Below are 23,789 nucleotides of genomic sequence, written 5' to 3' on the forward strand. Positions count from 1 at the left end.
GCAATGAACGAAGCTCCCCATCTGACCGGCCTGGCCCGACAACTGGTCAACGCCCAATTGCTGGACGAACGCGCTGCGGCCCAGGCCCAGGCCCAGGCGCTGCGCAACAAGATCCCACTGGTGTCCTACCTGGTGCAGAACAAACTGGCCAGCAGTCGCGCGGTGGCCGAGATCGCCTCCGAGCAGTTCGGCGTGCCCTTGTGCGACCTCAAGGCCATCGACAAGGACAGCCAGCCGCACGAGCTGGTCAGCGAGAAGCTGTGTCGCCAGCACCGCGTGCTGCCGCTGTACCGGCGCGGCAACAAGCTGTTCGTCGCCCTGTCCGACCCGACCAACCACCAGGCGGTCACCGATATCCAGTTCAGCACCGGCCTGAGCACCGAAGCGCTGCTGGTGGAGGACGACAGGCTTGGGGATGCCATCGACAGATTCTTCGAGGCGGCCAACAGCGGCATGGAAGACCTGGGCGACGTCGACCTCGACGGTGTGGACGTGCAGGCGGTGGATGACGGCAAGGAAGACGGGGTCGCCGGCGAAAGTGCCGACGACGCGCCGGTGGTGCGCTTCGTCAACAAGATGCTGCTCGATGCTATCAGGGGCGGCTCCTCGGATTTGCACTTCGAACCGTACGAGAAGGTCTACCGGGTGCGCTTTCGTACCGACGGCATCCTGCAGGAGATCGCCCGGCCACCGATCCAGTTGGCGCCACGCATCTGCGCGCGCCTCAAGGTGATGGCTGCGCTGGATATCTCCGAGCGGCGCAAGCCCCAGGACGGGCGGATCAAGATGCGCATCTCGAAAAGCAAGTCGATCGACTTTCGCGTCAGCACCTGCCCGACCCTGTGGGGCGAGAAGATCGTGATGCGGATTCTCGACCCCTCCAGCGCGCAGATGGGCATCGATGCGCTGGGGTACGAGCCCGGGCAGAAAGACCTGTACATGGCGGCGCTCAAGCAACCCCAGGGCATGATCCTGGTGACCGGGCCGACCGGCTCGGGCAAGACGGTGTCGCTGTACACCGGCCTGAACATCCTCAATACCGTGGACGTGAATATCTCCACCGCCGAAGACCCGGTGGAAATCAACCTGGAAGGCATCAACCAGGTCAACGTTAACCCCAAGCAGGGCATGGATTTTACCGCCGCGCTGCGCGCCTTCCTGCGCCAGGACCCGGACATCATCATGGTCGGCGAGATCCGCGACCTGGATACCGCCTCGATCGCGATCAAGGCGGCGCAGACCGGACACATGGTGATGTCGACCCTGCACACCAACAGCGCCGCGGAAACCCTCACCCGCCTGCGCAATATGGGGGTTCCCTCGTTCAATATCGCCACCTCGGTCAGTTTGATCATCGCCCAGCGCCTGGCGCGCAAGCTGTGTGGCCACTGCAAGAAGGAAGTGCAGATCCCGCGCGAGGCGCTGCTCGAGGAAGGCTTCCCTGAAAACAAGCTCGGCAGCTTCAAGATTTACGGTCCGGTGGGCTGCGAAAATTGCAACGGCGGTTACAAGGGCCGTATCGGAATTTATGAAGTGGTTAAAAACACGCCTGCATTGCAACGGATTATCATGGAAGAAGGCAATTCCATTGATATCTCCGCGCAAATGCGCAAAGACGGCTTCAATGACCTGCGTACCTCGGCCTTGCTCAAGGCCATGCAGGGCATCACCAGCCTCGAAGAAGTGAACCGCGTGACAAAGGACTAACCGATGGCGGCCAAAGCACTAGCAACCAGCGTTTTTATCTGGGAAGGCACCGACAAGAAAGGCGGCAAGATGAAGGGCGAACTGATCGGGCAGTCACCTGCCCTGATCAAGGCCCAGTTGCGCAAGCAGGGCATCAACCCGCTCAAGGTGCGCAAGAAGCCGGTCTCGCTGTTCGGCTCGGGGAAGAAGATCAAACCCCTGGACATCGCCCTGTTCACCCGGCAGATGGCCACCATGATGAAGGCCGGGGTGCCGCTGCTGCAGTCGTTCGACATCATCGGCGAGGGCTTCGACAACCCGAACATGCGCAAGCTTATCGACGAGGTCAAGCAGGAGGTTGCCGCGGGCAACAGCTTCGCCGCCTCGCTGCGCAAAAAGCCACTGTTCTTCGATGACCTGTATTGCAACCTGGTGGACTCGGGCGAGCAAGCCGGTGCGCTGGAATCCCTGCTAGACCGCATCGCCACCTACAAGGAAAAGACCGAGGCGCTCAAGGCCAAGATCAAGAAGGCCATGACCTACCCGATCGCGGTGATCGTGGTGGCGGTGATAGTCACGGCGATTCTGCTGATCAAGGTGGTGCCGCAATTCGAGAGCGTGTTCGCCGGCTTCGGCGCCGAACTGCCGGCGTTCACCCAGGTGGTGGTGAATATGTCGCGCGGGCTGCAGGAATGGTGGTTCATGTTTGTAATTGGCATATTCGCCATCGCCTTCACGTTCAAGTGGGTGTTCAAGCGCTCGGAGAAATTCCGCGACTTCCTCGACCGCACCCTGCTCAAGGCGCCTATCGTTGGCGACATCATGTACAAGGCGGTGGTCGCGCGTTATGCGCGTACCCTGGCCACCACCTTCGCCGCCGGCGTGCCGCTGGTCGAGGCGCTCGATTCGGTGGCCGGGGCGACCGGCAACGTGGTGTTCCGCAATGCCGTGCACAAGATCCGCAATGATGTGTCATCCGGCAGCCAGTTGAACTTCTCGATGCGCAGCACCGGGATCTTCCCGAGCATGGCCATCCAGATGACCGCCATCGGCGAAGAATCCGGCTCGCTGGACGAGATGCTGGACAAGGTCGCCGGTTATTACGAGGACGAGGTGGACAACGCCGTCGACAACCTGACCACCCTGATGGAGCCGCTGATCATGTCGGTTATCGGCGTGCTGGTAGGCGGCTTGATCGTGGCCATGTACCTGCCGATCTTCCAGTTGGGTGCGGTGGTTGGCTAACTCATGACCCTAGAGTTTCTGGCCGGCAATTTGCCGGCCTTTACGTTTATCTGCCTGGTGCTGGGGCTGTTGATCGGCAGCTTTCTCAATGTGCTGGTGTACCGCCTGCCGGTGATGATGCAGCGCGACTGGCAGGCCCAGGCCCGGGAAATCCTCGAACTGCCGGCACTGCCCAGCGGGCCAATCTTCAACCTGATCCTGCCGCACTCGAGATGCCCGCACTGCGGCCACGAGATTCGCCCCTGGGAGAATATCCCGCTAATCAGCTACCTGTTCCTGCGCGGCAAATGCTCCAGCTGCAAGGCGCCGATCAGCCTGCGCTACCCGCTGGTGGAATTGGCCTGCGGCCTGCTGTCGGCGTATGTGGCCTGGCACTTCGGCTTCGGCTGGCAAACCGCCGGCATGCTGCTGCTGACCTGGGGCCTGCTGGCAATGAGCCTGATCGATGCCGACCATCAGCTGCTGCCGGACGCCTTGGTGCTGCCGTTGCTGTGGCTGGGGCTGATCGCCAACTACTTCGGCCTGTTCACCAGTCTGGAAGCCGCGCTCTGGGGCGCGATTGGCGGCTACCTGAGCCTGTGGTCGGTGTACTGGCTGTTCAAACTGGTGACCGGCAAGGAAGGCATGGGCTACGGCGACTTCAAGCTGCTGGCCATGCTCGGTGCCTGGGGCGGCTGGCAAGTGCTGCCACTGACCATCCTGCTGTCGTCGCTGGTCGGCGCCGTGCTCGGCCTGATCATGCTGCGCCTGCGCAACGCCGAAACCAGCACGCCGATCCCGTTTGGCCCCTACCTGGCCATCGCCGGCTGGATCGCCCTGATGTGGGGCGAGCAGATCACCGGAACCTACCTGCAGTTTGCCGGGTTTGGGGGATAGGGTGGCATTCCGTTCGTAGGGCGGCCTCGGAGCGCAGCGACAGCCTGCCAGCTTTGTGCCGCGCCGGTGAACCAATGGTGCACTGCCTGCGGCGAGTGACACCCTACGGGTTGTGGATTGTTCCGGATCCGGCGGATTGTTCAAGACCGTAGGGCGGCCGGGGCGCCGTCCGTTCGGAGCGCAGCGACAACCCGCCAGCTTTGTGCCGCGCCGGTGAACCAATGGTGCACTGCCTGCGGCAAGTGACACCCTACGGGTTGTGGATTGTTCCGGATCCGGCGGATTGTTCAAGACCGTAGGGCGGCTTCGGAGCGCAGCGACAACCCGCCAGCTTTTGTGCCGCGCCGAGCAACCCAAGGCCGTACCGCCTGCAGCAACCACCCCACGGTTCCGTCACCAGTTCAATCGTCGTACGGCAAGGCCTCTGCATCAGGCTCACCCGCCCAGTCCGCGGGGTATATACCCTGCTCTACCAAACGATGAAAAGTTGAATAAGGCCATTCGCCAACGCGTTGAACCAGCCCATGCTTGAACGGATTGATGTGCACGTAATCGACGTGTTGGCGAAAGTCTCGTTCATCACGAATCAGGTGTTCCCAATAGCGGCGCTGCCAGATACCTTTTTCACCGCGGCGTTCCTGCACCCTTGTAGGCCGGCCTTCACGCGTTAGGCTACGGGAAAAAATCATCTTGATCAGCCGCCAACGCAGGGCGTAACGAGCATCGCCGCGCGGCAACTCGATCACGCAATGCAGATGATCAGGCAATACCACCCAGGCGTGAATGTGAAAGGGATGCACGCCGCGAACCTTACGCACAGCCTGACGCAACAGATCAACATGCCGCACCAGCAAATCATTGTCATGCCGGTGCGCGAGGGTATGGGTAAAGAAATAGGTGCCGCCAGGACACCAGACACGGCGGTAATTGGGCATTACAGTCATCCATGACGTTGAGGGTTCGTTTGCAGGCATGAGTGTAGTGCCGATCAGGATCGGAGGTACGCCCAGGCGGCAACCCACCGAAGGGCGGCCGGGGCGCCGTCCGCTCGGAGCGTAGCGACAACCCGCCGGATCTTGTTCCGCGCCAGTGAACCAATGGTGCACTGCCTGCGGCGAGTGGCACCCTACGGGTTGTGGGTTGCTTCAGAGCCGCCACCCGATTCGCGTACTTGCCGGCTCCTGCTCTACAATTGTTGCCCTGTTTATGGCCAACGAGAGCCGCACCCGAAGATGAAACCCTGGATTCTTGGCCTCACGGGCGGTATCGGCAGCGGTAAAAGCGCGGTCGCCCAGCACTTTATCGATCAAGGCGTGCACCTGGTCGATGCGGATCATGCGGCGCGCTGGGTGGTTGAGCCGGGCACGCCGGCGCTGGCCAAGATCGTCGAGCACTTCGGTGATGGGGTGTTGCGGCCCGACGGCCAGCTCGACCGCGTGGCGCTACGCGGTCTGGTTTTCCAGAACCCTGAGCAGCGGCGCTGGCTGGAAACCCTGCTGCACCCGCTGATCGGCCAGGAGATCAGCCAGTACCTGGCGCGTGCCGAGTCGCCTTACGCGATTCTGGTGTCGCCGCTGCTGGTCGAGTCTGGCCAGCAGCGCTTGACCCAGCGCGTGCTGGTGATCGATGCCCCCGAGCACTTGCAAGTGCAACGCGCCATGCAGCGCGACCAAAGCTCGGCCGAACAGGTGCAGGCGATCCTCAAGGCCCAGGCCAGCCGCGAACAACGTCTGCAGCATGCCGATGATGTGCTGCTCAACGATCGCGACCTCGCCTGGCTGAAAAGCGAAGTCGAACGCCTGCACAACTTTTACCTGACCCTGCGCGGAGGCCAGCCATGAGCCAACCCACTATCGTGAAATGCCCCACCTGCAACGCCCCGGTCGAATGGGGCCCACAAAGCCCGCAACGGCCTTTCTGTTCGGAACGCTGCAAGCTTATCGACCTCGGCGCCTGGGCCTCGGAGGAACACGCCATCCCCGGCGGCAATCTGGAAGACGACCTGTTCTCCAGCGATCTGGATCAGCCGCCACGCCAGCACTGACAAGGCAGGGTGCGCCGCGCGCACCAATAATCCTGCAATGAGCGCGGCGGCTGGTGCGTACGGCGCACCCTACGGCCGATGGCAGGACGCCGGATCAGGAACGCCTGAAGCCGTAGTAGGGTGCGCCGCGTGTTCAGCAATAATCCTGCAATGAGCGCGGCGGCTGGTGCGCACGGCGCACCCTACGGCCGATGGCAGTACGCCGGATCAGGGACGCATGAAGCCGTAGTCGCGGTCATCGTCCAGGTTGTCGGCGAGGAACTGCAGTTCGGCGGCCAGGTCCTTGGCTTCGCGCTCGGCGCGGCTGCGCTCCACCACCGCACCGAGCAAGGCGCGCAAGCCGAGCGCGGGATCGAAACCTTGCTCTTGCGCCTGCTGCAGGCTGTGTTCGATTTGCTGCCTGGCCCATTGGTGTACACCCATGATGTTGTCTCCGCTGTTGTAATCGTCGAGGGTGGGTAATTGCAGTGCTGGGCTGAGGCGGGCCGCCGCCCGGCCCACCCTGGCCAAGCTGAGCCTGGCAGACTCGCGCCCGGGCCTGTTGATCTGGGTCAACGCGCCAACCCCGATCAGTTTGCTGAAGCCTGCGCCATCACAGCGGCTTGTTGTCGTCCTTCCAGGGCGCCGCCAGGTAGCGCGAGCGGTTGAAGGTTTCCAGCCAGTCGGGGTAGAACACCACCAGTGCGGTGACGAGCATTCCATTGATGAACGCCTCGGGGAAGATCACCATCCACAGGTAGCCGACGAAGTCTCCGAGCCAGGGCGGCATCGGGAACAGGCCGTCGACCCACAGCACGCCAAGCCCGGCCAGGATGCACAACAATGCGGCCAGGGCCGCCGGGAAGAAGCCGCTGAAAAAGATGTAGACGAAGAGGTTGCGTGGCTGCGCGCGCTCGACCCGCAGCGCACAGAGTTCGGTGACCACGACCGGAATCAGCACCAGCAGTACGCCATTCACCCCCAGCGCAGCCAAGTCCTGCCGGCCCAGCAGGAGCATGCCGAGCTGGGCGACAAAACCGGCGAGGATCGCCAGCGGCCAGTCGAGCAGCAGCGTCACCGCCGTCATACCGATGACATGGTAAGACAGTCCCGAGTCGAAATCGCGGCGCACCAGCCACAGCACAAACAGCGTGAGCACCGTCCCGAAGACCAGGTGCTGGCGGCGCAGGTCGCTGAACAGCTCCAGCCACGGCGCCCGCCATATGGCCCAGAGTAGCAGCGGCAGATAAATGGCCCAGCCGATGATCTGGCTGGTGGGTGAGAGTAATTCGGCAGCGATCATAGGTGGCACCCAAGTCCAAAGATGTTGTAAAAAAAACTCTCGCCTACTGCGATCATCTCCAGAGGCCCACTACGGCGTTGCGCTGCGAGCGCCTGGAGACGCTCTGGCGACGGCGTTCGATATTTACACAACCTCTGAATGATGAACGCAGCCAGTCTACACCGGGGCTCAAGCATCGTATGACGCCGCAGCACAACCCGCAGGGTGCGCCGCGCGCACCAGCCAAGGCGACCATGATCGATCCCAGGCGCCGTGCGTGCACTGCCGCCCGGGACGCAGTGCGTCCTGGTCGGGGGTTGCCACGCTGAGTATGGGTGCCAGCGTATGACCCGCTGCACTACCCGTGGGGTGCACCGCGCGCACCGGCCAAGCCGGCCATGATCGTTGCCGTAGGCGCTGATAAGCGCGAGCGTAATCAGGGGCGGGCGAGCGGCATTCGTTCGCCGATTTCATTCCGGAACGGTTATGCCAGGTGCCCGGCAACATGCATTCGCCACGACCAGCGCTTGGCCCCGTTGGCGGCCTGCTCTAGAGTGGAGGCTCGTTCAAGGAGCCTTTATGCAGCTGGATCCTCGCAGTGGTTGGTGCCAAGGTGTGCGCCACTGCCCGTCGGCCAATTTCAATGAGCGCCCACAGGGGGAGATTTCCCTGTTGGTGATTCATAACATCAGTCTGCCGCCGGGGCAGTTCGGCACCGGCAAGGTGCAGGAGTTCTTCCAGAATCGCCTGATCGTCGATGAGCATCCATACTTTGCCGAGATTGCGAGCTTGCGCGTGTCGGCGCATTTTCTGATCGAGCGCGACGGTGCCATCACCCAGTTCGTCTCGTGCAACGAGCGCGCCTGGCATGCCGGGCAGTCGTGTTTCGCCGGGCGCGAGAACTGCAACGACTTTTCTCTGGGGGTCGAGCTGGAAGGTACCGATGAGTTGCCCTTCAGCGATGCGCAATATGCCGCCTTGGTTGGCCTGACGGCCGAGTTGCAAAGGGCGTATCCGGCGCTCACCCTGGAGCGGATCTGCGGGCACAGCGATATCGCCCCGACCCGCAAGACTGACCCCGGCCCGGCGTTCGACTGGTCGCGCCTGCGTACTGCACTGATGGATAGTAAGGAGAAGTCATGAGTTTTCTGGTGTTGTTGCTGGTGCTGTGGGTAGAGAAATTTTCGGCCTGGCGCAACAAGATCCAGCAGGACGGCCCCTGGTTGCGGCTGCTGGCCAGGGTGGAGCGGCAAGCGGACTTTATCGAGAGTCCCTGGTTGGCGATCGTGCTGCTGGTGGTTCTGCCGCTGGTAGTGCTGGGGTTGCTGCTGGTGCTGCTCGAGCCGCTGGCCTACGGCTGGCTGGCGTTGCCGGTGCACCTGCTGGTGCTGATCTATAGCCTCGGGCGTGGCGATTTGCAGGCGGCGCTCGGGCCGTTTCGCGACAGCTGGCGGCGTGGCGACAGTGAGGCGGCCTATCTGGTGGCCCGCCGTGATCTGGCCCTGGAGGCCGACGAAGAGGGCGCGCTGCTGCGGCAGGTGCAGGGCCATCTGGTGTGGCAGGCCTACCAGAGTTTCTTCGCTGTGATCTTCTGGTACGCGCTGCTTGGCCCGTTGGCGGCCTTGGCTTATCGGTTGCTGGCCCTGCTGGCCGAGCATGCCGGGCAGGAGAGCTTGCGCGAGCGCGCCGTGCAGTTGCGGCATGCCTTCGACTGGATGCCGGTGCGGGTGCTGGCGGCAAGTTTCGCCCTGGTCGGCAATTTCGTGGCGGTCAACCGGGCGTTGCTGCACGAACTCTTGAGCTGGGACATCGCCGCGGCCCAGTTGGTGATCGATGTCGGGCGCGCGGCCTGCGAGACGCCGGCGCCGGAGCTCGGTGAGGCCGGGGTGGGCAGCCTGGACAGCTTGTGGCAGCTGCTGGTGCGCGCCGCCGTGCTCTGGTACGCCGTGTTCGCCCTGTGGGAGCTGTTCTACTGATCGCCCGGTTTAGCTAGCGATACCCATCAACCAGCTCCGCCGGCGAGTCTATTGATTCGCCGCGGATCGTTGCGCTCATCCGATCTGCTGACGGTCAAGGCCTGGGGGTATGCGCGCTTAACCTTAAGTTACAGAGTTTGTTGTCGATAACGGGTATACAAGCATTCTGTGCTCGATCGATCAGCCAGGTGGTTGCTCAGGCGGATCTGCCGTACTGACTCTTACCCATTGATCGGGACGCCTCAGGTCGGGCTGCAAGGGACGCAACGACGAGCGTGGGAGCCTTTCCGCGGTCGACCTTGTAACGCGGCATAACAATAATGAGAACAGGAGACGTCTTGTGAAGACCGTGCTGTATCCGGCCATCGCGCTAATGAACCGCCTCAGCTTCGGCATGAAGTTCAGTTTGATCAGTGTTCTGTTCTTTCTGCCCATGCTGGTCACCAACTTCTATCTGGTGCGCGATTCCTATCGCCAGTTCGTCAGTACCCAGGCGGCTCTGGAGAGCATTGACCTGCTCGGTCAGGGGCTGGATTTAAGGCTCGACCTGGAAGACTTCTCCGACCTGGCGGAAATCAACGTGATCATCGGTCAGTCCGGTCAGGCCGGCGATCTCGAGAGTCGTATCACGCGCCTGCAAGGCTCCATCGCGGAGCGCCTGCGCGATTTGGCGCCGGTGGTGCACGAGGCCGAGCAGATCGACGAATTCACCGTCAAACGCGATGAAATGATTGCCGACCTGGCCGCGGTACAGAGCGAGACGTCGCTGCAAGGCAAAGCGGCCATGGCCGAAAAGCTATTGGGCCGTTCGCAGGTCTTTATCAAGCTGATCGCCGCCCAGGCCGGGCTCAGCCAGGATCGTCAGCGCGAAGTGCGGCAGATGACCGAGCTGATCGTCGGTACCACGCCGCGGGTTATTTCCGCTTTGGGTGAAGGCCGGACGATGGGCGCTTATTCCCTGGGGCAGGGTTTCCTCAATTCGGGCACCAGTACCAAGTTCGACGATTTGCTGCTGGAACTGGAAAAACTCCACGCCGAATATGGCTTGAATCTGCAGGAAGCCTTGAGCAGCAGCCCGGCTGCGCGCGCGGCACTGGAAGCCTTGGCCACGGCCAGCCAGGCGACCCTGAAGACCAGCGTTACGCTGTTCGAAGACAAGATAGTGATCGCTGATACCCTGGATATGCCCTGGGCGCAGTTTTATGAAGACGTCAGTGCGGCCATGGGCAAGACCTATGAGCTGAACGATGCGGTGCTGGCTTTCCTCGATCAGCAACTTCAGGAACGGCTGCTGGAAAACCGTGGGCAGATGATTCTGTTGGTCGCGGCGCTGGTTTTGGTGTTCCTGCTGATCGGCTACCTCTATGGCGCCTTCTATGTGTCGACCCGGAGCACCTTGAAGAGCCTCGGCGAGGTCATGAATAAGGTCGCCGCCGGCGATATGACCGTCAGCTTCACCGCGCAGAGCAAGGATGAGCTGGGCGAGCTGGGGCAGGTGTTCAACGAAACCGTGCGGAAGATCCATGACCTGATCGAGCGGGTCGGTCAGACCGTGGTCGAGGTCGAGCGTCAGGCCGACAGTGTGGAACTGGTCTCAGGCGAGAGCAACCAGGCGGTAGCCGGCCAGCGCAGTCAGATTGAACAGGTGGCGACGGCGATGAATGAGATGTCCGCCACCGCCCAGGAGGTCGCCCGCAGCGCCGCCGCAGCGGTCGACAGTGCGCAGAGCGTGAACCAGGAAACCGTCAGTGGCCGCGCCCTGGTCGAGTCCCAGGTCGGCAGCATTCAGCGCCTGGCCAGCGAGATCGACCAGTCGGTGGCGGTGATCAACCAGTTGGCCAGCGACAGCGCCTCGATCAGCCAGGTGCTGGACGTGATCAAGGGCATCGCCGAACAGACCAATCTGTTGGCCCTCAACGCGGCCATCGAGGCGGCGCGGGCCGGCGAGCAGGGCCGCGGTTTCGCCGTGGTCGCCGACGAGGTACGCAACCTGGCCAAGCGCACCCAGCAGTCCACCGAACAGATCGAGAACATGATCGACAAGTTGCAGGGCGGCGTCGGTGCGGCAGTCAAGGCCATGGGCGCCAGCCATCAGATGGCCAGCGGCACGGTCAGTGAGTCGGGCAAGGTGCAGCTGGCGCTGGAGAACATCCTCGCTGCGGTGGGCATGATCGTCGACCAGAGCCAGCAGATCGCGGCGGCTGCCGAGCAGCAGACCGCGGTGGCCCACGATATCGATCAGAATATCGTCGAGATCAACCGCGCCGGCGAACGCACCGCGGCAGGCGCCAGCCAGACCGAGTTGGCCAGCCGCGAGTTGTCCGGGCTGGTGGCTCGCTTGAAGCAGTTGATCGGCGCGTTTCGCGTCTGAGGTTGGGCCTATCCATCACCCCGTAGGAGCGGGCCATGCCCGCGATGCTTTTTATCGCTGGTTTTCGCGGGCATGGGCCAGGCGCCCGCGCTGCTCCTACACTGTTTCGTAGCCTGGATTAGCGCCAGCGCTGCTCGGATTGCGCCTAGGCTATTCCAGGCTACGGTGCGATTAGTGCGTGGGGCTCAGAGTTCCCAACCAAACAACTCCTCGGCGTTGCGGCTGCTGGCTTCGGCCAGCTGATCCGCAGTCACTCCCATCACCCGCGCCAGTTCTGCGCAGATTTCCGGCAGGTATTCCGGGCTGTTGCGCTGGTGCGGGTGCATGGCGGGGGCCATGTCCGGGGCGTCGGTTTCCAGCACCACGGCTTCCAGTGGCAGGCGCGCCAGGGTCTGCTGCAGGCGTTTGGCCTGGGGCCAGGTCGGCGCGCCGCCGAGGCCCAGTTTGAAACCCAGCTTGAGGTATTCGCGGGCTTCCTCGTAGCTGCCGGCAAAGGCGTGGATGATGCCGCCACGCGGCGGTTTGAGGCGTTTCAGGGTGGCGATGGTCACGGCATGGGCGCGGCGCACGTGCAGCAGGACCGGCAGCTCGAACTCCAGGGCCAGCTGCAGTTGTGCCTCGAACAGCGCCTGCTGGCGCTGGCGGTCGAGCTGTTCGAGGAAGTAGTCCAGGCCGAACTCGCCCAGCGCGCAGAGTTGCCGGTGGCCGGCCAGGCGCTGCAGCCAGGCGCGCAGCTCGGCCAGGTGCTCGGGGCGGTGCTGGTCCAGATAGACCGGATGCAGGCCGAAGGCGGCATACAGGCCGGCATCGCCCTGCACCAGATGCCACAGCCGTTGCCAGTTGCCCTGGTGCACGCCGAGCACCACCAGGCGCTCCACGCCCAGGGCGCGGCAACGCGCGAGCAACTCGGCGCGGTCGGCGTCGAAGTCGGGGAAATCGAGGTGGGTGTGGGTGTCGATCAGGCGCATGGGCAGAATCATACGCCGCCCGGCTTTTTTGTAGGAGATCCCCCGTCGGCCAGACGCCGCTCTGTCGCGCTGCAAACTGGGGGCAATTGCGTCTATCGGCTTGTGGGTACCTGTAGGAGCGGGGGGACGGCTAGTTCCATGGCCGCGATGCGTTTCGCGGGCTTGGAACTAGGCGTCCCCCCCGCTCCTACGAGTCTTTGTGAAGATTAAATTTCTACAAATAAAACAATGAGTTATTTCTTGTTTGGTAGAAGCCAGGCATCACCCTGGCTCCTACATGGGTGGCGCTTGGCGGATCTTGAGGATGCGCGGGATGGCTTCGATGCCGGGTTGGTAGTCGTCCTGTTCGATGGCGCGCAGGGCCAGGTCGAGGACGCGCTCGGCGATCTGGGCGTGTTGCTGGGAGATCGCGTTGACCCGCAGCGGTAGGAAATCCAGCAGCTGGGTGTCGCCGAAGGTGGCCAGGCGCAGGCCGTCGATGTCCGGGCCCGGCTGTTCCTGCAAGGCATCGAACACCCCTTCGAGCAGGACATAGGCGGTGGTGATCAGCGCATCTGGCAGGTCGGCGTGGTTGTCCAGCAGGGCGCGCATCTGCCGGTAGCCGCTGGCGCGGTTGAATTGTTCGGCGTGGCTGACGCTGATGCTGCCGCCGAAGTCGCTCAGGGCCTGGCGAAAGCCGCGTTCGCGGGCCTGACTGATCGGCAGTTCCGGGCGCGCGCCGATCAGGGCGATATGCCGCGGCGGCGGGCTGAGCAGGCTGGCGGTGAGCAGGGCGCCGGCCTGCTGGTCGTCGCTGACCACCGAGCAGATGCGCGCGGGATCGAGGGCGCGGTCGACGGCGATCACCGGCACGCCGGCCGCGAGCAGGCGCAGGTAGGCCGGATCGTCCTGCGGCAGGCAACTGGCGACGATCAGCGCGTCGCAGCGGCGCGAGCGGAACAGTTCGAGCACCTGGCGTTCGCTGTCCGGGTCGTCATCGGAGCTGGCGATCAGCAACTGGTAGCCGGCGGCGCGGGCGCGCTGTTCGAGCAGCTTGGCCAGGCGCGCGTAGCTGGGGTTCTCCAGGTCCGGCAGGATGAATCCCAGGCAGCGGCTCTGCCCGCGGCGCAGGCCGGCTGCCTGCTGGTCGGGGCGGTAGCCGTGGCGTTCGACCACTTCCAGTACCCGCGCCACTGTGGCGGCGCTGATCCGCCGTTTGTCGGCCTGGCCGTTGATCACGTAACTGGCGGTGGTGACGGAAACCTGGGCCAGGCGGGCGATGTCGCTGAGCTTCACGGGTGGATTCCTGGGCGGGAGAATGCAGGGCTTCAAGGATCGCCGATTATCAGGTAACGTGCCAGTCGTTAGGTGAAACGATTCAGCAAGTGGTTCAAGGGGCTATTCTATTGCGAATAGCCCGGACTTCACGCTAGGGCGCCACCAGTTGCCAGAGGATATCTTCAATGCTCGAGTTGAATGTCACGCAGATCCAGATGGGCCATAGCGCCCCGGATAAACCGGCGGCGCTGGCGCTGCTTGCCGATCGCCTGGTGCGCGATGATTTGGTCGCGCCCGGCTACCTGGCCGGTATGCAGGCGCGCGAAGTGCAGGGCTCGACCTATCTGGGCCAGGGCATCGCGATTCCCCATGGCACGCCGGAAACCCGCGATCAGGTGCATAGCACCGGGGTGCGCCTGATCCAGTTCCCCGAAGGGGTGGACTGGGGCAATGGGCAGATGGTCTACCTGGCGATTGCCATTGCCGCCCGCTCGGATGAGCACCTGCGCCTGCTGCAATTGCTCACCCGAGCCCTCGGCGAAGGCGATCTCGGCCCGGCGTTGCGCGAGGCGCAGGAGCCCGAGGCGATAGTCGCGCTGCTGCAGGGAGCCCCGCAGGAGCTGGCGCTGGACAGTCAACTGATTGGCCTGGGCGTGGCGGTCGAGGATTTCGACGAGCTGCTCTGGCAGGGCGCGCGGCTGCTGAAGAAGGCCGGTTGCGCCGAGTCCGGCTTCGCCAACAGCCTGGCCCAGGGCCAACCGTTGCCGCTGGGCAACGGCCTGTGGTGGTTGCACAGCGATCAGGCCGTGCTCAGCCCCGGCCTGGCGTTCGTCACCCCGGCACAACCGCTCGACTACCGGGGCCAGCCATTGACCGGGCTGTTCTGCCTGGCCAGCCTCGGCGAGGCCCATCGGCAATTGCTCGAGCGCCTCTGTGACCTGCTGATCGAGGGCCGCGCCGCGGCCTTCAGCCAGGCTACCAGCAGCCGCAGCGTGCTCGAGGCCCTGGGCGGTGAAGTGCCCGCCGACTGGCCGATGTGCTCCGTGGTCCTGGCCAACACCCATGGCCTGCATGCCCGCCCGGCCAAGGCCTTGAGCGAAATTGCCCTGGCTTTTGCCGGCGAGGTACGCGTGCGTCTGGCCGGCGAGGCGGGCGCCGGGGTGTCGGTCAAGAGCCTGAGCAAGCTGCTGGCGCTGGGCGCGCGACGTGGTCAGGAACTGCAGTTCAGCGCCGAACCGGCGATCGCCGGCGAAGTTCTGCCGGCCCTGGAGGCCGCCGTGCTGGCGGGCCTGGGGGAAAGCATCGAGCCCTTGCCGCTGGCCGAGACGGAGGTACCGGTCAGTGTTGCGCCGCTGCTCAGCGCTGTAGCAAAGCTGCCGGCGCCTGCTGCAGGCGCGCGTCTGCAGGCGGTTGCCGCGGCGCCCGGTATCGCCATCGGCCCGGCGCTGGTGCGGGTGCCGCCGGTGCTCGATTACCCGCAGCAAGGCCAGGGCGCGGCCCTGGAGCAACAGCGCCTGAGCGCGGCGCTGGAGCAGGTCGGCGCCGACATCCAGCGCGTGGTCGAGGCCACGGCCGAAGCCAATATCCGCGAGATCTTCATCACCCACCAGGCGATGCTGCGCGACCCGGCCCTGGGCGAGGACGTGGCCGCGCGCCTGAGCGAGGGGCTCAGCGCCGAGGCGGCCTGGGCTGGCGAGATCGAGACGGCCGCCGCCCAGCAGGAGGCCTTGCATGATGCGCTGCTGGCCGAGCGCGCCGCCGACCTGCGCGACATCGGTCGCCGCGTGCTGGCCCGGCTGTGTGGCGTCGAGGCGCTGCGCGAGCCGGACGAGCCCTACATCCTGGTGATGGACGAAGTGGCGCCTTCCGACGTTGCCAGCCTCAATCGCCAGCGCGTCGCCGGCATCCTCACCGCTCGTGGTGGCGCTACCGCGCACAGTGCGATCATCGCCCGCGCGCTGGGGATCCCTGCGGTGGTGGGTGCCGGCGAGGCGGTACTGGCGTTGGCCCAGGGCACTGTGCTGTTGCTCGATGGCGATCACGGCCTGCTCCGCGTGGCGCCCGATCAGCAGACCCTGGAGCAGGCGGTGCGCCAGCGCGAGGCCAGCGAAGCCCGCCGCGAGCGCGCCCATGCCGAACGCATGCAGCCGGCGGTGACCCGCGACGGTCATCGTCTGGAAGTGGCGGCCAATATCGGCGCCAGCGCTCAAGCCGCCGCGGCGGTCGAGATGGGCGGCGAAGCGATCGGTCTGCTGCGCACCGAGCTGGTGTTCATGGATCATGCCCAGGCGCCGAACCAGGCCACCCAGGAGGTCGAGTACCGCCGTGTGCTCGATGCCCTTGACGGGCGACCGCTGGTGGTGCGCACCCTGGATGTCGGTGGCGACAAGCCGCTGCCGTACTGGCCGATGCCGGCGGAGGTGAACCCCTTCCTCGGCGTGCGCGGCATCCGCCTCAGCCTGCAGCGCCCGGACATCCTGGAAACCCAGTTGCGCGCCTTGCTCGCCGCGGCCGAGGGCCGGCCGCTGCGGATCATGTTCCCGATGGTCTGCTGCGTCGAGGAGTGGCGCACCGCGCGCGACATGGCGCTGCGCTTGCGCGAAGAGATTCCGCTGGCCGACCTGCAGCTGGGGATCATGGTCGAGGTGCCCTCGGCGGCGCTGCTGGCACCGGTGCTGGCGCGCGAGGTGGACTTCTTCAGCATCGGCACCAACGACCTGACCCAGTACACCCTGGCCATCGACCGCGACCACCCGACCCTGTCGGCCCAGGCCGATGGCCTGCATCCGTCGGTGCTGCGCCTGATCGGCATGACCGTCGAGGCCGCCCACGCCCATGGCAAGTGGGTCGGGGTGTGCGGCGAACTGGCCGGCGACATGCTCGCGGTGCCCCTGCTGGTCGGCCTGGGGGTGGACGAGTTGAGCGTCTCGGCGCGCAGCATTGCGCTGGTCAAGGCACGGGTGCGTGAGCTGGATTTCAGCCAGAGTCAGCTGCTGGCCCGGCAGGCACTCGGTCTGGACAGCGCCGCGGCAGTGCGCGCCCTGGTGGAGGAGATCGGCTGATGGCGCGTATTCTGACCCTGACCCTGAACCCGGCACTGGACCTGACCGTGTCGCTCGAGGCCCTGCAGCCCGGCACGGTCAATCGCAGCCTGGGGCTGCACAGTCACGCCGCCGGCAAGGGCCTGAACGTGGCCCAGGTGCTGGCCGACCTTGGCCACAAGGTCACGGTCAGCGGCTTTCTCGGGCAGGCCAACGCCGCACCTTTCGAGGCCCTGTTCGCACGGCGCGGTTTCGTCGACGCCTTCGTCCGCGTGCCCGGGGAAACCCGCAGCAATATCAAATTGGCCGAGCGCGGCGGGCGGATCACCGATCTCAATGGTCCGGGGCCGCAGGTCGAGGCGGCGCATCAGGCCGAGTTGCTCGAGGAGCTGGAGCAGATCGTCGCCGGCCACGACGCCATCGTGGTCGCCGGCAGCCTGCCGCAGGGCGTCAGCCCAGAGTGGTTCGCCGCGCTGCTGCGCCGGCTGCAGGCATTCGGCCTGCCGCTGGCGCTGGACAGCAGTGGCGCCGCGTTGCGCGCCGGGCTGGCCGTGGCGCCGTGGCTGATCAAGCCCAACGAGGAGGAACTGGCCGATGCCTGCGGTTTGTGGTCGTCCACCGCGGCCGACCTGCAGGCCGCGGCGCTGCGCCTGCGCACCGCGGGCGTCGAGCATGTGCTGCTGTCGCGCGGCGCCGAGGGCGTCTACTGGTTCGGCCCGGACATTGCGCTGCAGGCGCGGCCGCCGCAGGTGGCGGTGGTCAGTACGGTGGGCGCCGGCGACTCGCTGCTGGCCGCCAGCCTGCACGGCCTGCTGACTGGCTGGCCGGCCGAGCGCACCTTGCGCCTGGCCACCGCGATCGCGGCGCAGGCGGTCACCCAGCTCGGTTTCGGTATTCACGACAGGGAACAACTGGCGCGCCTGGAAGCGGGCGTGACTATCGCGTCCCTGGATTAAAACAATAATGAGGTCATTCCCATGAATCTGCTGATCGTCACCGCCTGCCCCAATGGCATGGTCACCAGCGTGCTCTGCTCGCGTTTACTGGAAGCCGCCGCCCAGCGTCTGGGCTGGACGAGCCGGGTCGAGGTGCATGACCCCAAGGCGATAGGCTCGCCGCTGAGTGACGCCGATATCGCCGCCGCCGAACTGGTGGTGGTGGTCAAGACCGGCGACCTGTCGCTGCAACGTTTCGTCGGCAAGCGCCTGGTGCAATCCACTCCGGCCGAAGCGCTGGCCGATCCGCAGCAGTTCCTGCTCGCCGCCGCCGACCACGCCGAGGTCCTGCAGCAGGATGCGCCCGCGCTCGCCGCGGCGACTGCCCGGCCACGCCTGGTCGCGGTGACCGCCTGCCCGACCGGGGTGGCACACACCTTCATGGCCGCCGAAGCCCTGCAGCAGGCGGCCGAGCAGCTCGGCTACGAGCTGCAGGTGGAGACCCGCGGCTCGGTGGGCGCGCGCAACGTGCTGGATGACGCCGCCATCGCCGCCGCCGACGTGGTGCTGCTGGCCGCCGATATCGAGGTGGACACCGCCCGCTTCGCCGGCAAGAAGGTGTTTCGCTGCGGCACCGGGGTGGCCCTCAAGCAGCCCCGGCAGACCCTCGAACGCGCCCTGGCCGAGGCGCAGCCCCTGGCCGGCGGCAGTAACAGCGAGGCCAGCCAGTCCGGCCCCGCCGCACAGGGCGGGCCCTACAAGCATCTGCTCACCGGTGTGTCCTTCATGTTGCCGATGGTGGTGGCCGGCGGTCTGATGATCGCCCTGTCGTTCATCTTCGGCATCGAGGCGTTCAAGGAGGAGGGCAGCCTGGCCGCCGCGCTGATGCAGATCGGCGGCGATGCCGCGTTCAAATTGATGGTGCCGGTGCTGGCCGGCTATATCGCCTATTCGATCGCCGACCGTCCCGGCCTGGCGCCGGGGATGATCGGTGGCCTGCTCGCCAGCTCCCTGGGCGCAGGCTTTATCGGCGGCATCATCGCCGGCTTCCTCGCCGGTTATGCGGCCAAGGCCATCGCCCGCTGGGTGCAGTTGCCGGCCAGCGTCGAGGCGCTGAAACCGATCCTGATCATCCCGCTGCTGGCCAGCCTGTTCACCGGCATGGTGATGATCTACGTGGTCGGCAAGCCGGTGGCCGGCATGCTGGTCGGCTTGACCAGCTTTCTCGACAGCATGGGCAGCACCAATGCGATCCTGCTCGGCCTGCTGCTCGGCGGCATGATGTGCGTCGATCTCGGTGGGCCGATCAACAAGGCCGCCTACGCCTTCTCGGTCGGCCTGCTGGCGTCGCAGAGCTACGCACCGATGGCCGCGGTGATGGCCGCCGGCATGGTGCCGCCGATCGGCATGGCCATCGCCACCTTCATCGCCCGGAACAAGTTCGCCCAGAGCGAACGCGAAGCCGGCAAGGCCGCCGGAGTGCTGGGGCTGTGCTTCATCTCCGAGGGGGCGATTCCCTTCGCCGCCAAGGACCCGTTCCGGGTGATCCCGGCCAGCATCGCCGGCGGCGCCCTGACCGGCGCGCTGTCGATGTACTTCGGCTGCAAGCTGATGGCGCCCCACGGCGGCCTGTTCGTCCTGCTAATCCCCAATGCGATCAACCATGCCGCGCTCTATCTGCTGGCCATCGTCGCCGGCAGTGTGCTGACCGGGGTGGTGTATGCGCTGATCAAAAGAGGTGAGGCGGTGGAGCTGGTGGTGGCGGGGGAGAAGGCGTAGCGGGGGTGTGTCAGCGATTGATTGTTGGCGGAGATTTTGCGGCAGGCTGAAATCGCTGCCCCTCACCCCAGCCCTCGGCTTTGGCATCCTGCGTCGCCCTACCTCCTGCATCCATGCAGTCGTCTCCCCGGAGGGTAGAGCGAGCTCACCGCGTGAAGCCGATGATTGCAGTCTGCCTGCTGGCTCTTAGCCAGGCCCTATCACCGAAGGGGTGATTGCTCGCCTATATTGGTGACTGGCTATGATCTTCGTAGAGCGCACAAATCAGTCCCCTCTCCCCTCCGGGGAGAGGGCTAGGGTGAGGGGTGAATTTCACACGGAGGTGAAGCATGCCCAAGGGCATTCAACGGCCAACAGCCGAGCAGCGCGAATTTGCCAAGCAACTGCGTCATGAGTTGACCGACTGCGAACGGTTGCTCTGGCGGCATTTGCGCAATCGCCAGCTCGGCGGTTTCAAGTTCCGCCGGCAATATCCCTTGCCGCCCTATGTGCTGGATTTCTACTGTGCAGAGCTGGGGCTGGCGGTCGAGCTGGATGGTGGGCAGCATTTTAGCGATCAGGCTTTGCACCGGGATGCCGAGCGCAGTCGCTATCTGGGTGGCTGCGGGATTCGGGTGATTCGCTTCAGCAACAGGGAGGTGTTGGCGCAGATGCCTGAGCTGTTGGCGGAGATTTTGCGGCAGGCTGATATAGCTACCCCTCACCCCAGCCCTCTCCCCGGAGGGTAGAGGGAGTCGATCGAGGCGCGCCTGCTAGTCGTAATCTTTCCATCACCACCGATCGGCCCCTTCTCCCTTTTAGGGAGACGACTGCATGGATGCAGGAGGTAGGGCGACGCAGGACGCTAAAGCCGAGGGTTGGGGTCAGGGTCGGCTTTTACCAGCGATCAATGATCAATGATGCTCGCCCGTCGCCCGGAACTACACGTCCGGCCAGCGCTCTTCCATCAGCGCCAGGGGGCGCTCAGGCCTATGGCATCAAGGCAGGCAAGGGTTGCCGGACAGCTGCAGGCGACGTGCTTCAGCATCGCTCACACACTTGCTGTCGAAGCCCTGAACGATAAGCGGAGACTTGTCGCGGATGCTGCTGGTGAAGCTGTCGACAAAACGTTGCGCTTTGCCCTGATCGTCAAAGCGGCGTGCTGCGTTTTGACTGGAGGTATAGCTGCCGTTACTGGAGGCGAAGCATTGGCTGTAGCCTTCGCAGGCCAGTTGCACGTACCAGTAGGATTGACGGATTTCCACCCCGGCCAGGCTGTGGCTGGCGAGCAGGCTTAAGGCGGTGAAGAGCATCGTGCGCACGGAGTTACTCCCTGTAGGTTAAGAACCCAGCCTAAGCTAGTGCCTTGTCCGTGGGAAGTGTGACGCCTTGTGCGATCAGGCAACAACCGCGTATGGGTCCACGCGCAGTGCTGGCCAAGGTTCAATGATGCTCCCGCGTCGCGCGGAATTTCACATCCGCTCAGGGCTCTTCCATCAGGCCCGGGTTGACCCGTGACGGGGCGCGCCAAATCATGTTGAGCGGGGTTATGCAAAGACGGGTACGTCGCTGGCGTTTCGGGATACGTCCGAGAGCCGTGATGCTCTGTCTGCAGAGTCCCTGAACTCTGCCGGCGGCTCTGGATCCATTAAACAGGTGTCCGTCGTCGGCGGGCCGGCAAAAGAAGGAGTGAACGATGACGGACGGATACGTAGCACAGCCGATGCGCTTGGTGCTGACCGCCTGGGCGGCAGGGGTGATGGGTGGGCTGCTGGCCCTGGGCGGGGGCTACCTGGCGTGGCTGGGCGGCTCTTGGTACTACCTGTTGGCTGGCACTGGTCTGCTGCTGGTGGGTGTGCTTATCGGTCGACGTCAGCGTGCGGGCCTCTGGCTGTACGCCGTGCTGCTGCTGGCGAGCCTGGCCTGGACGGTGTTCGAGGTGCGTTTCGACTGGTGGCAACTGGCGCCGCGCATCGACCTTTGGTGCCTGCTCGGTCTGTGGCTGTTTCTGCCGTTCATCAACCGGCATATCGGTCCGCAACCATACTGGCGCGACGGTGCCACGGGCCTGCTGGGGCTTGGCTTACTGCTCGGTGCGGCGATGGCCGGCTATGCCCTGACCCAGGACTACCATCGCCTGGACGGCACCTTCGACAGCGCCCGCCTGGCCGGTGGCAATCCGGCGGCGCAGGCCGGTCGCTCGGCCAGTGAGTGGACCGCCTATGGCGGCTCGGACCGTGGCGACCGCTACGCCACGGCCGACCTGATCAGCCCGGATAACGTCGGCCAGCTGAAAAAGGCCTGGGAGTTCCACACCGGCGATCTGTCGGGCGAAGGGGATCCAGGCGAGCTGACCAACCAGGTCACGCCGCTGAAGGTCGGCGACAACCTGTTTATCTGCACGCCCCACAGCATCGCCATCGCCGTGGATGCCGATACCGGTGAAGAGCGCTGGCGCTTCGATCCGGCCATCAACCGGCAGGCCGAGTACTACCAGCACATGACCTGCCGTGGCCTGGCCTATCACGATGCGGCGGCCTACGCCGAGCCCGCGGTAACGGTCATGACGACTCGGGCGCGCGAGCCGAGCATCGTGCCGAGCGACACCCGTCAGCGCAGCCCGGTGGCGTCTGCTCAACCGGCCGAGCGCTGCACGCAGCGGCTGTTCCTGCCGACCAACGACGCGACCCTGTACGCCCTCGATCTGCACGATGGCCAGCCCTGCGAGGCGTTCGGCGAGGGCGGCAGGGTCGACCTCAAGGTCGGCCTGGGCGCTGACGCCCTGGGTGTCTACCTGCCGACCTCACCGCCGGTGGTGACCGAGAAGCTGGTGATCGTCGGTGGCTCGGTGACGGACAATGGCTCGGTGGATTCCCCTGGCGGGGTGATCCGCGCCTATGACGTGCGCAGCGGTGAGCTGGTGTGGAACTTCGATCCAGGCCGGCCGGATGCCACCGAGCCGTTGCCCGCCGGTGAGACTTACGTGCGCAGCACGCCGAACTCCTGGACCATCGCCACGGCGGACGAAACCCTTGGACTGGTGTTCATCCCCACCGGCAACCAGACGCCCGACCAGTGGGCAGTGCCGCGCACCCCGGAGGCCGAGCGCTTTACCGCTGCACTGGTTGCCCTGGATCTGGCCACCGGCCAGGTGCGCTGGGAGTTCCGCACCGTGCACCACGATCTCTGGGACCGCGACTTGCCGTCCCAGCCCACCCTGGTCGATATCGGCAGCCCCCAGGGACCGCTGCCGGCGATCATCCAGCCGACCAAGCGCGGCGATCTCTACGTGCTTGATCGGCGTACCGGCGAACCCATAGTGCCGGTCAGCGAACACCCGGTACCCCAAGGCACGGTGGAGGGCGATTTCACCGCGCCGACCCAGCCGGCCTCGGCGCTCAGCTACGCCCCCGAGCAGCCGTTGCGCGAGCGCGACATGTGGGGCGGTACGCCGTTCGACCAGCTGATATGCCGCATCCAGTTCCACCAGCTGCGCTACGAAGGGGATTTCACCCCGCCGTCGGAGCAGGGTTCGCTGATCTATCCGGGCAATGTCGGGGTGTTCAACTGGCCGTCGGTGGCGGTCGACCCGGTGCGGCAGATACTGTTCGGCGCGCCGAACTACCTGGCGTTCGTCTCGCGCCTGGTCAAGCGTGAAGATGTCCCCGAAGACGCCCGCATGGGCGGTGGCGAACAGGGCCTGCAACCCAACCTGGGCGCACCCTACATGGTCAGCCTGGAACCCTTTCTGTCGCCGCTGGGCCTGCCGTGCCAGTCGCCGCCCTGGGGCTATGTGACCGCCGTGGACCTGCGCAGCATGGAGAAGGTCTGGCAGCACAAGAACGGCACCAGCCGCGACAGTGCGCCGCTGGGCATTCCCTTCGCCGTTGGCGTGCCGGCCCTGGGTGGGCCGCTGATCACCGCCGGTGGCCTGGGCTTCCTCAGCGGCACCCTGGATTACTACCTGCGTGCCTATGACCTGCGCACCGGCGAGGAGCTGTGGAAAGACCGTCTGCCGGCGGGCGGGCAGGCTACGCCGATCAGCTATGTGTCAGAGAAGACCGGCAAGCAGTATGTGGTGGTGATGGCCGGCGGACACGGCTCGTTCGGCACGCGCATGGGCGACTCGCTGGTGGCCTGGACCCTCGATGAAGACGCTGCGCGGTAATGGGGGCGAGGGGGGGCGGCTTTGAGTGTTGGCTGATTGTTAGGGGTGTTTGGCTTTAGTCGGCAGGAGGTTTTGGTGTAGATGGTTGAGTTGCTGGCGGGGATTTTGCGCCAGGCTGAGATAGCTGCCCCTCACCCCAGCCCTCTCCCCGGAGGGGCGAGGGGGCTGACCGGTGTGTGCCTGCTAATCGTGATCTTTCCGTC

General features: G+C 65.1%; 19 protein-coding genes and 1 pseudogene. 14 read left to right on the forward strand and 6 right to left on the reverse strand.

Annotation, left to right across the window (positions count from 1 at the left end; translation table 11 throughout):
* Window positions 1-3 precede the first annotated feature (3 nt).
* The 3 genes from pilB to R3355_RS13200 are packed head-to-tail and all read left to right on the forward strand — an operon-like array spanning window position 4 to window position 3,807.
* Window positions 4-1,707, forward strand: coding sequence for a type IV-A pilus assembly ATPase PilB (pilB, locus tag R3355_RS13190; RefSeq protein WP_318961590.1), 1,704 nt, complete (start codon window positions 4-6; stop codon window positions 1,705-1,707).
* A gap of 3 nt (window positions 1,708-1,710) precedes the next feature.
* On the forward strand, window positions 1,711-2,931 hold the full coding sequence (locus R3355_RS13195) for a type II secretion system F family protein (RefSeq protein ID WP_318961591.1): 1,221 nt from the start codon (window positions 1,711-1,713) through the stop codon (window positions 2,929-2,931).
* A gap of 3 nt (window positions 2,932-2,934) precedes the next feature.
* Window positions 2,935-3,807 (forward strand): A24 family peptidase, encoded by an 873-nt coding sequence (locus tag R3355_RS13200; protein WP_318961592.1) that lies wholly within the window; start codon window positions 2,935-2,937, stop codon window positions 3,805-3,807.
* Window positions 3,808-4,208: 401 nt separating this feature from the next.
* Here R3355_RS13200 and R3355_RS13205 read toward each other — a convergent pair whose 3' ends face one another.
* Window positions 4,209-4,742, reverse strand: coding sequence for an REP-associated tyrosine transposase (locus tag R3355_RS13205; protein WP_318961593.1), 534 nt, complete (start codon window positions 4,740-4,742; stop codon window positions 4,209-4,211).
* Between the two features lie 297 nt (window positions 4,743-5,039).
* Between R3355_RS13205 and coaE the strand changes: the two genes are divergently transcribed.
* Entirely contained in the window at window positions 5,040-5,648 is a 609-nt protein-coding gene (coaE, locus tag R3355_RS13210) for a dephospho-CoA kinase (RefSeq protein WP_318961594.1), read from the forward strand.
* Entirely contained in the window at window positions 5,645-5,851 is a 207-nt protein-coding gene (gene yacG, locus R3355_RS13215; RefSeq protein ID WP_318961595.1) for a DNA gyrase inhibitor YacG, read from the forward strand. Before coaE ends, yacG begins: the two co-directional genes overlap by 4 nt.
* Window positions 5,852-6,058: 207 nt before the next feature.
* On the opposite strand, the gene R3355_RS13220 is transcribed toward yacG, so the two are convergent.
* Both R3355_RS13220 and R3355_RS13225 read right to left on the reverse strand, forming a co-directional pair.
* Complete coding sequence (locus tag R3355_RS13220) at window positions 6,059-6,274, reverse strand: hypothetical protein (protein WP_318961596.1); 216 nt, start codon at window positions 6,272-6,274, stop codon at window positions 6,059-6,061.
* 169 nt (window positions 6,275-6,443) lie between these two features.
* A complete protein-coding gene (locus R3355_RS13225) occupies window positions 6,444-7,133 on the reverse strand; it encodes an energy-coupling factor ABC transporter permease (RefSeq protein WP_318961597.1) in 690 nt (229 codons plus the stop codon).
* A 558-nt stretch (window positions 7,134-7,691) separates the two neighbouring features.
* Between R3355_RS13225 and ampD the strand changes: the two genes are divergently transcribed.
* The 4 genes and pseudogenes from ampD to R3355_RS24360 all read left to right on the forward strand — a co-directional run bounded on the left by ampD (window position 7,692) and on the right by R3355_RS24360 (window position 11,459).
* A complete protein-coding gene (ampD, locus tag R3355_RS13230) occupies window positions 7,692-8,255 on the forward strand; it encodes a 1,6-anhydro-N-acetylmuramyl-L-alanine amidase AmpD (RefSeq protein WP_318961598.1) in 564 nt (187 codons plus the stop codon).
* Window positions 8,252-9,088 (forward strand): regulatory signaling modulator protein AmpE, encoded by an 837-nt coding sequence (gene ampE / locus R3355_RS13235; protein WP_318961599.1) that lies wholly within the window; start codon window positions 8,252-8,254, stop codon window positions 9,086-9,088. Before ampD ends, ampE begins: the two co-directional genes overlap by 4 nt.
* Window positions 9,089-10,397: 1,309 nt before the next feature.
* Window positions 10,398-10,601: pseudogene (locus R3355_RS24355) on the forward strand (HAMP domain-containing protein); the annotation flags it as partial.
* Between the two features lie 153 nt (window positions 10,602-10,754).
* Window positions 10,755-11,459: a methyl-accepting chemotaxis protein gene (locus R3355_RS24360; RefSeq protein WP_413243514.1), complete on the forward strand. Its 705-nt coding sequence runs from the start codon at window positions 10,755-10,757 to the stop codon at window positions 11,457-11,459.
* Between the two features lie 185 nt (window positions 11,460-11,644).
* On the opposite strand, the gene R3355_RS13245 is transcribed toward R3355_RS24360, so the two are convergent.
* Together R3355_RS13245 and cra are read right to left on the reverse strand one after the other, a co-directional pair.
* Window positions 11,645-12,427, reverse strand: a complete 783-nt coding sequence (locus R3355_RS13245; protein ID WP_318961601.1) for a TatD family hydrolase — start codon at window positions 12,425-12,427, stop codon at window positions 11,645-11,647.
* Window positions 12,428-12,700: 273 nt separating this feature from the next.
* Entirely contained in the window at window positions 12,701-13,702 is a 1,002-nt protein-coding gene (gene cra / locus R3355_RS13250) for a catabolite repressor/activator (protein WP_318961602.1), read from the reverse strand.
* Window positions 13,703-13,869: 167 nt separating this feature from the next.
* Here cra and ptsP point away from each other — a divergent pair, with 167 nt between their 5' ends.
* The 4 genes from ptsP to R3355_RS13270 all read left to right on the forward strand — a co-directional run bounded on the left by ptsP (window position 13,870) and on the right by R3355_RS13270 (window position 20,167).
* Window positions 13,870-16,746, forward strand: coding sequence for a phosphoenolpyruvate--protein phosphotransferase (gene ptsP / locus R3355_RS13255; protein WP_318961603.1), 2,877 nt, complete (start codon window positions 13,870-13,872; stop codon window positions 16,744-16,746).
* Window positions 16,746-17,681 carry a 1-phosphofructokinase gene (pfkB, locus tag R3355_RS13260; protein ID WP_318961604.1) on the forward strand — a complete coding sequence of 312 codons (936 nt, stop codon included), beginning with the start codon at window positions 16,746-16,748 and terminating at the stop codon, window positions 17,679-17,681. The genes ptsP and pfkB overlap by 1 nt, the downstream gene beginning before the upstream one ends.
* Window positions 17,682-17,702: 21 nt before the next feature.
* Window positions 17,703-19,439: a fructose-specific PTS transporter subunit EIIC gene (locus R3355_RS13265; RefSeq protein WP_318961605.1), complete on the forward strand. Its 1,737-nt coding sequence runs from the start codon at window positions 17,703-17,705 to the stop codon at window positions 19,437-19,439.
* A gap of 329 nt (window positions 19,440-19,768) precedes the next feature.
* Window positions 19,769-20,167 carry an endonuclease domain-containing protein gene (locus R3355_RS13270; RefSeq protein ID WP_318961606.1) on the forward strand — a complete coding sequence of 133 codons (399 nt, stop codon included), beginning with the start codon at window positions 19,769-19,771 and terminating at the stop codon, window positions 20,165-20,167.
* Between the two features lie 249 nt (window positions 20,168-20,416).
* Here R3355_RS13270 and R3355_RS13275 read toward each other — a convergent pair whose 3' ends face one another.
* On the reverse strand, window positions 20,417-20,731 hold the full coding sequence (locus R3355_RS13275; RefSeq protein WP_318951120.1) for a hypothetical protein: 315 nt from the start codon (window positions 20,729-20,731) through the stop codon (window positions 20,417-20,419).
* 383 nt (window positions 20,732-21,114) lie between these two features.
* Between R3355_RS13275 and R3355_RS13280 the strand changes: the two genes are divergently transcribed.
* Window positions 21,115-23,586: a membrane-bound PQQ-dependent dehydrogenase, glucose/quinate/shikimate family gene (locus R3355_RS13280; protein ID WP_318961607.1), complete on the forward strand. Its 2,472-nt coding sequence runs from the start codon at window positions 21,115-21,117 to the stop codon at window positions 23,584-23,586.
* The last annotated feature ends 203 nt before the right edge of the window (window positions 23,587-23,789 follow it).

The organism is Pseudomonas sp., from assembly GCF_033723075.1.
Lineage (GTDB): Bacteria > Pseudomonadota > Gammaproteobacteria > Pseudomonadales > Pseudomonadaceae > Aquipseudomonas.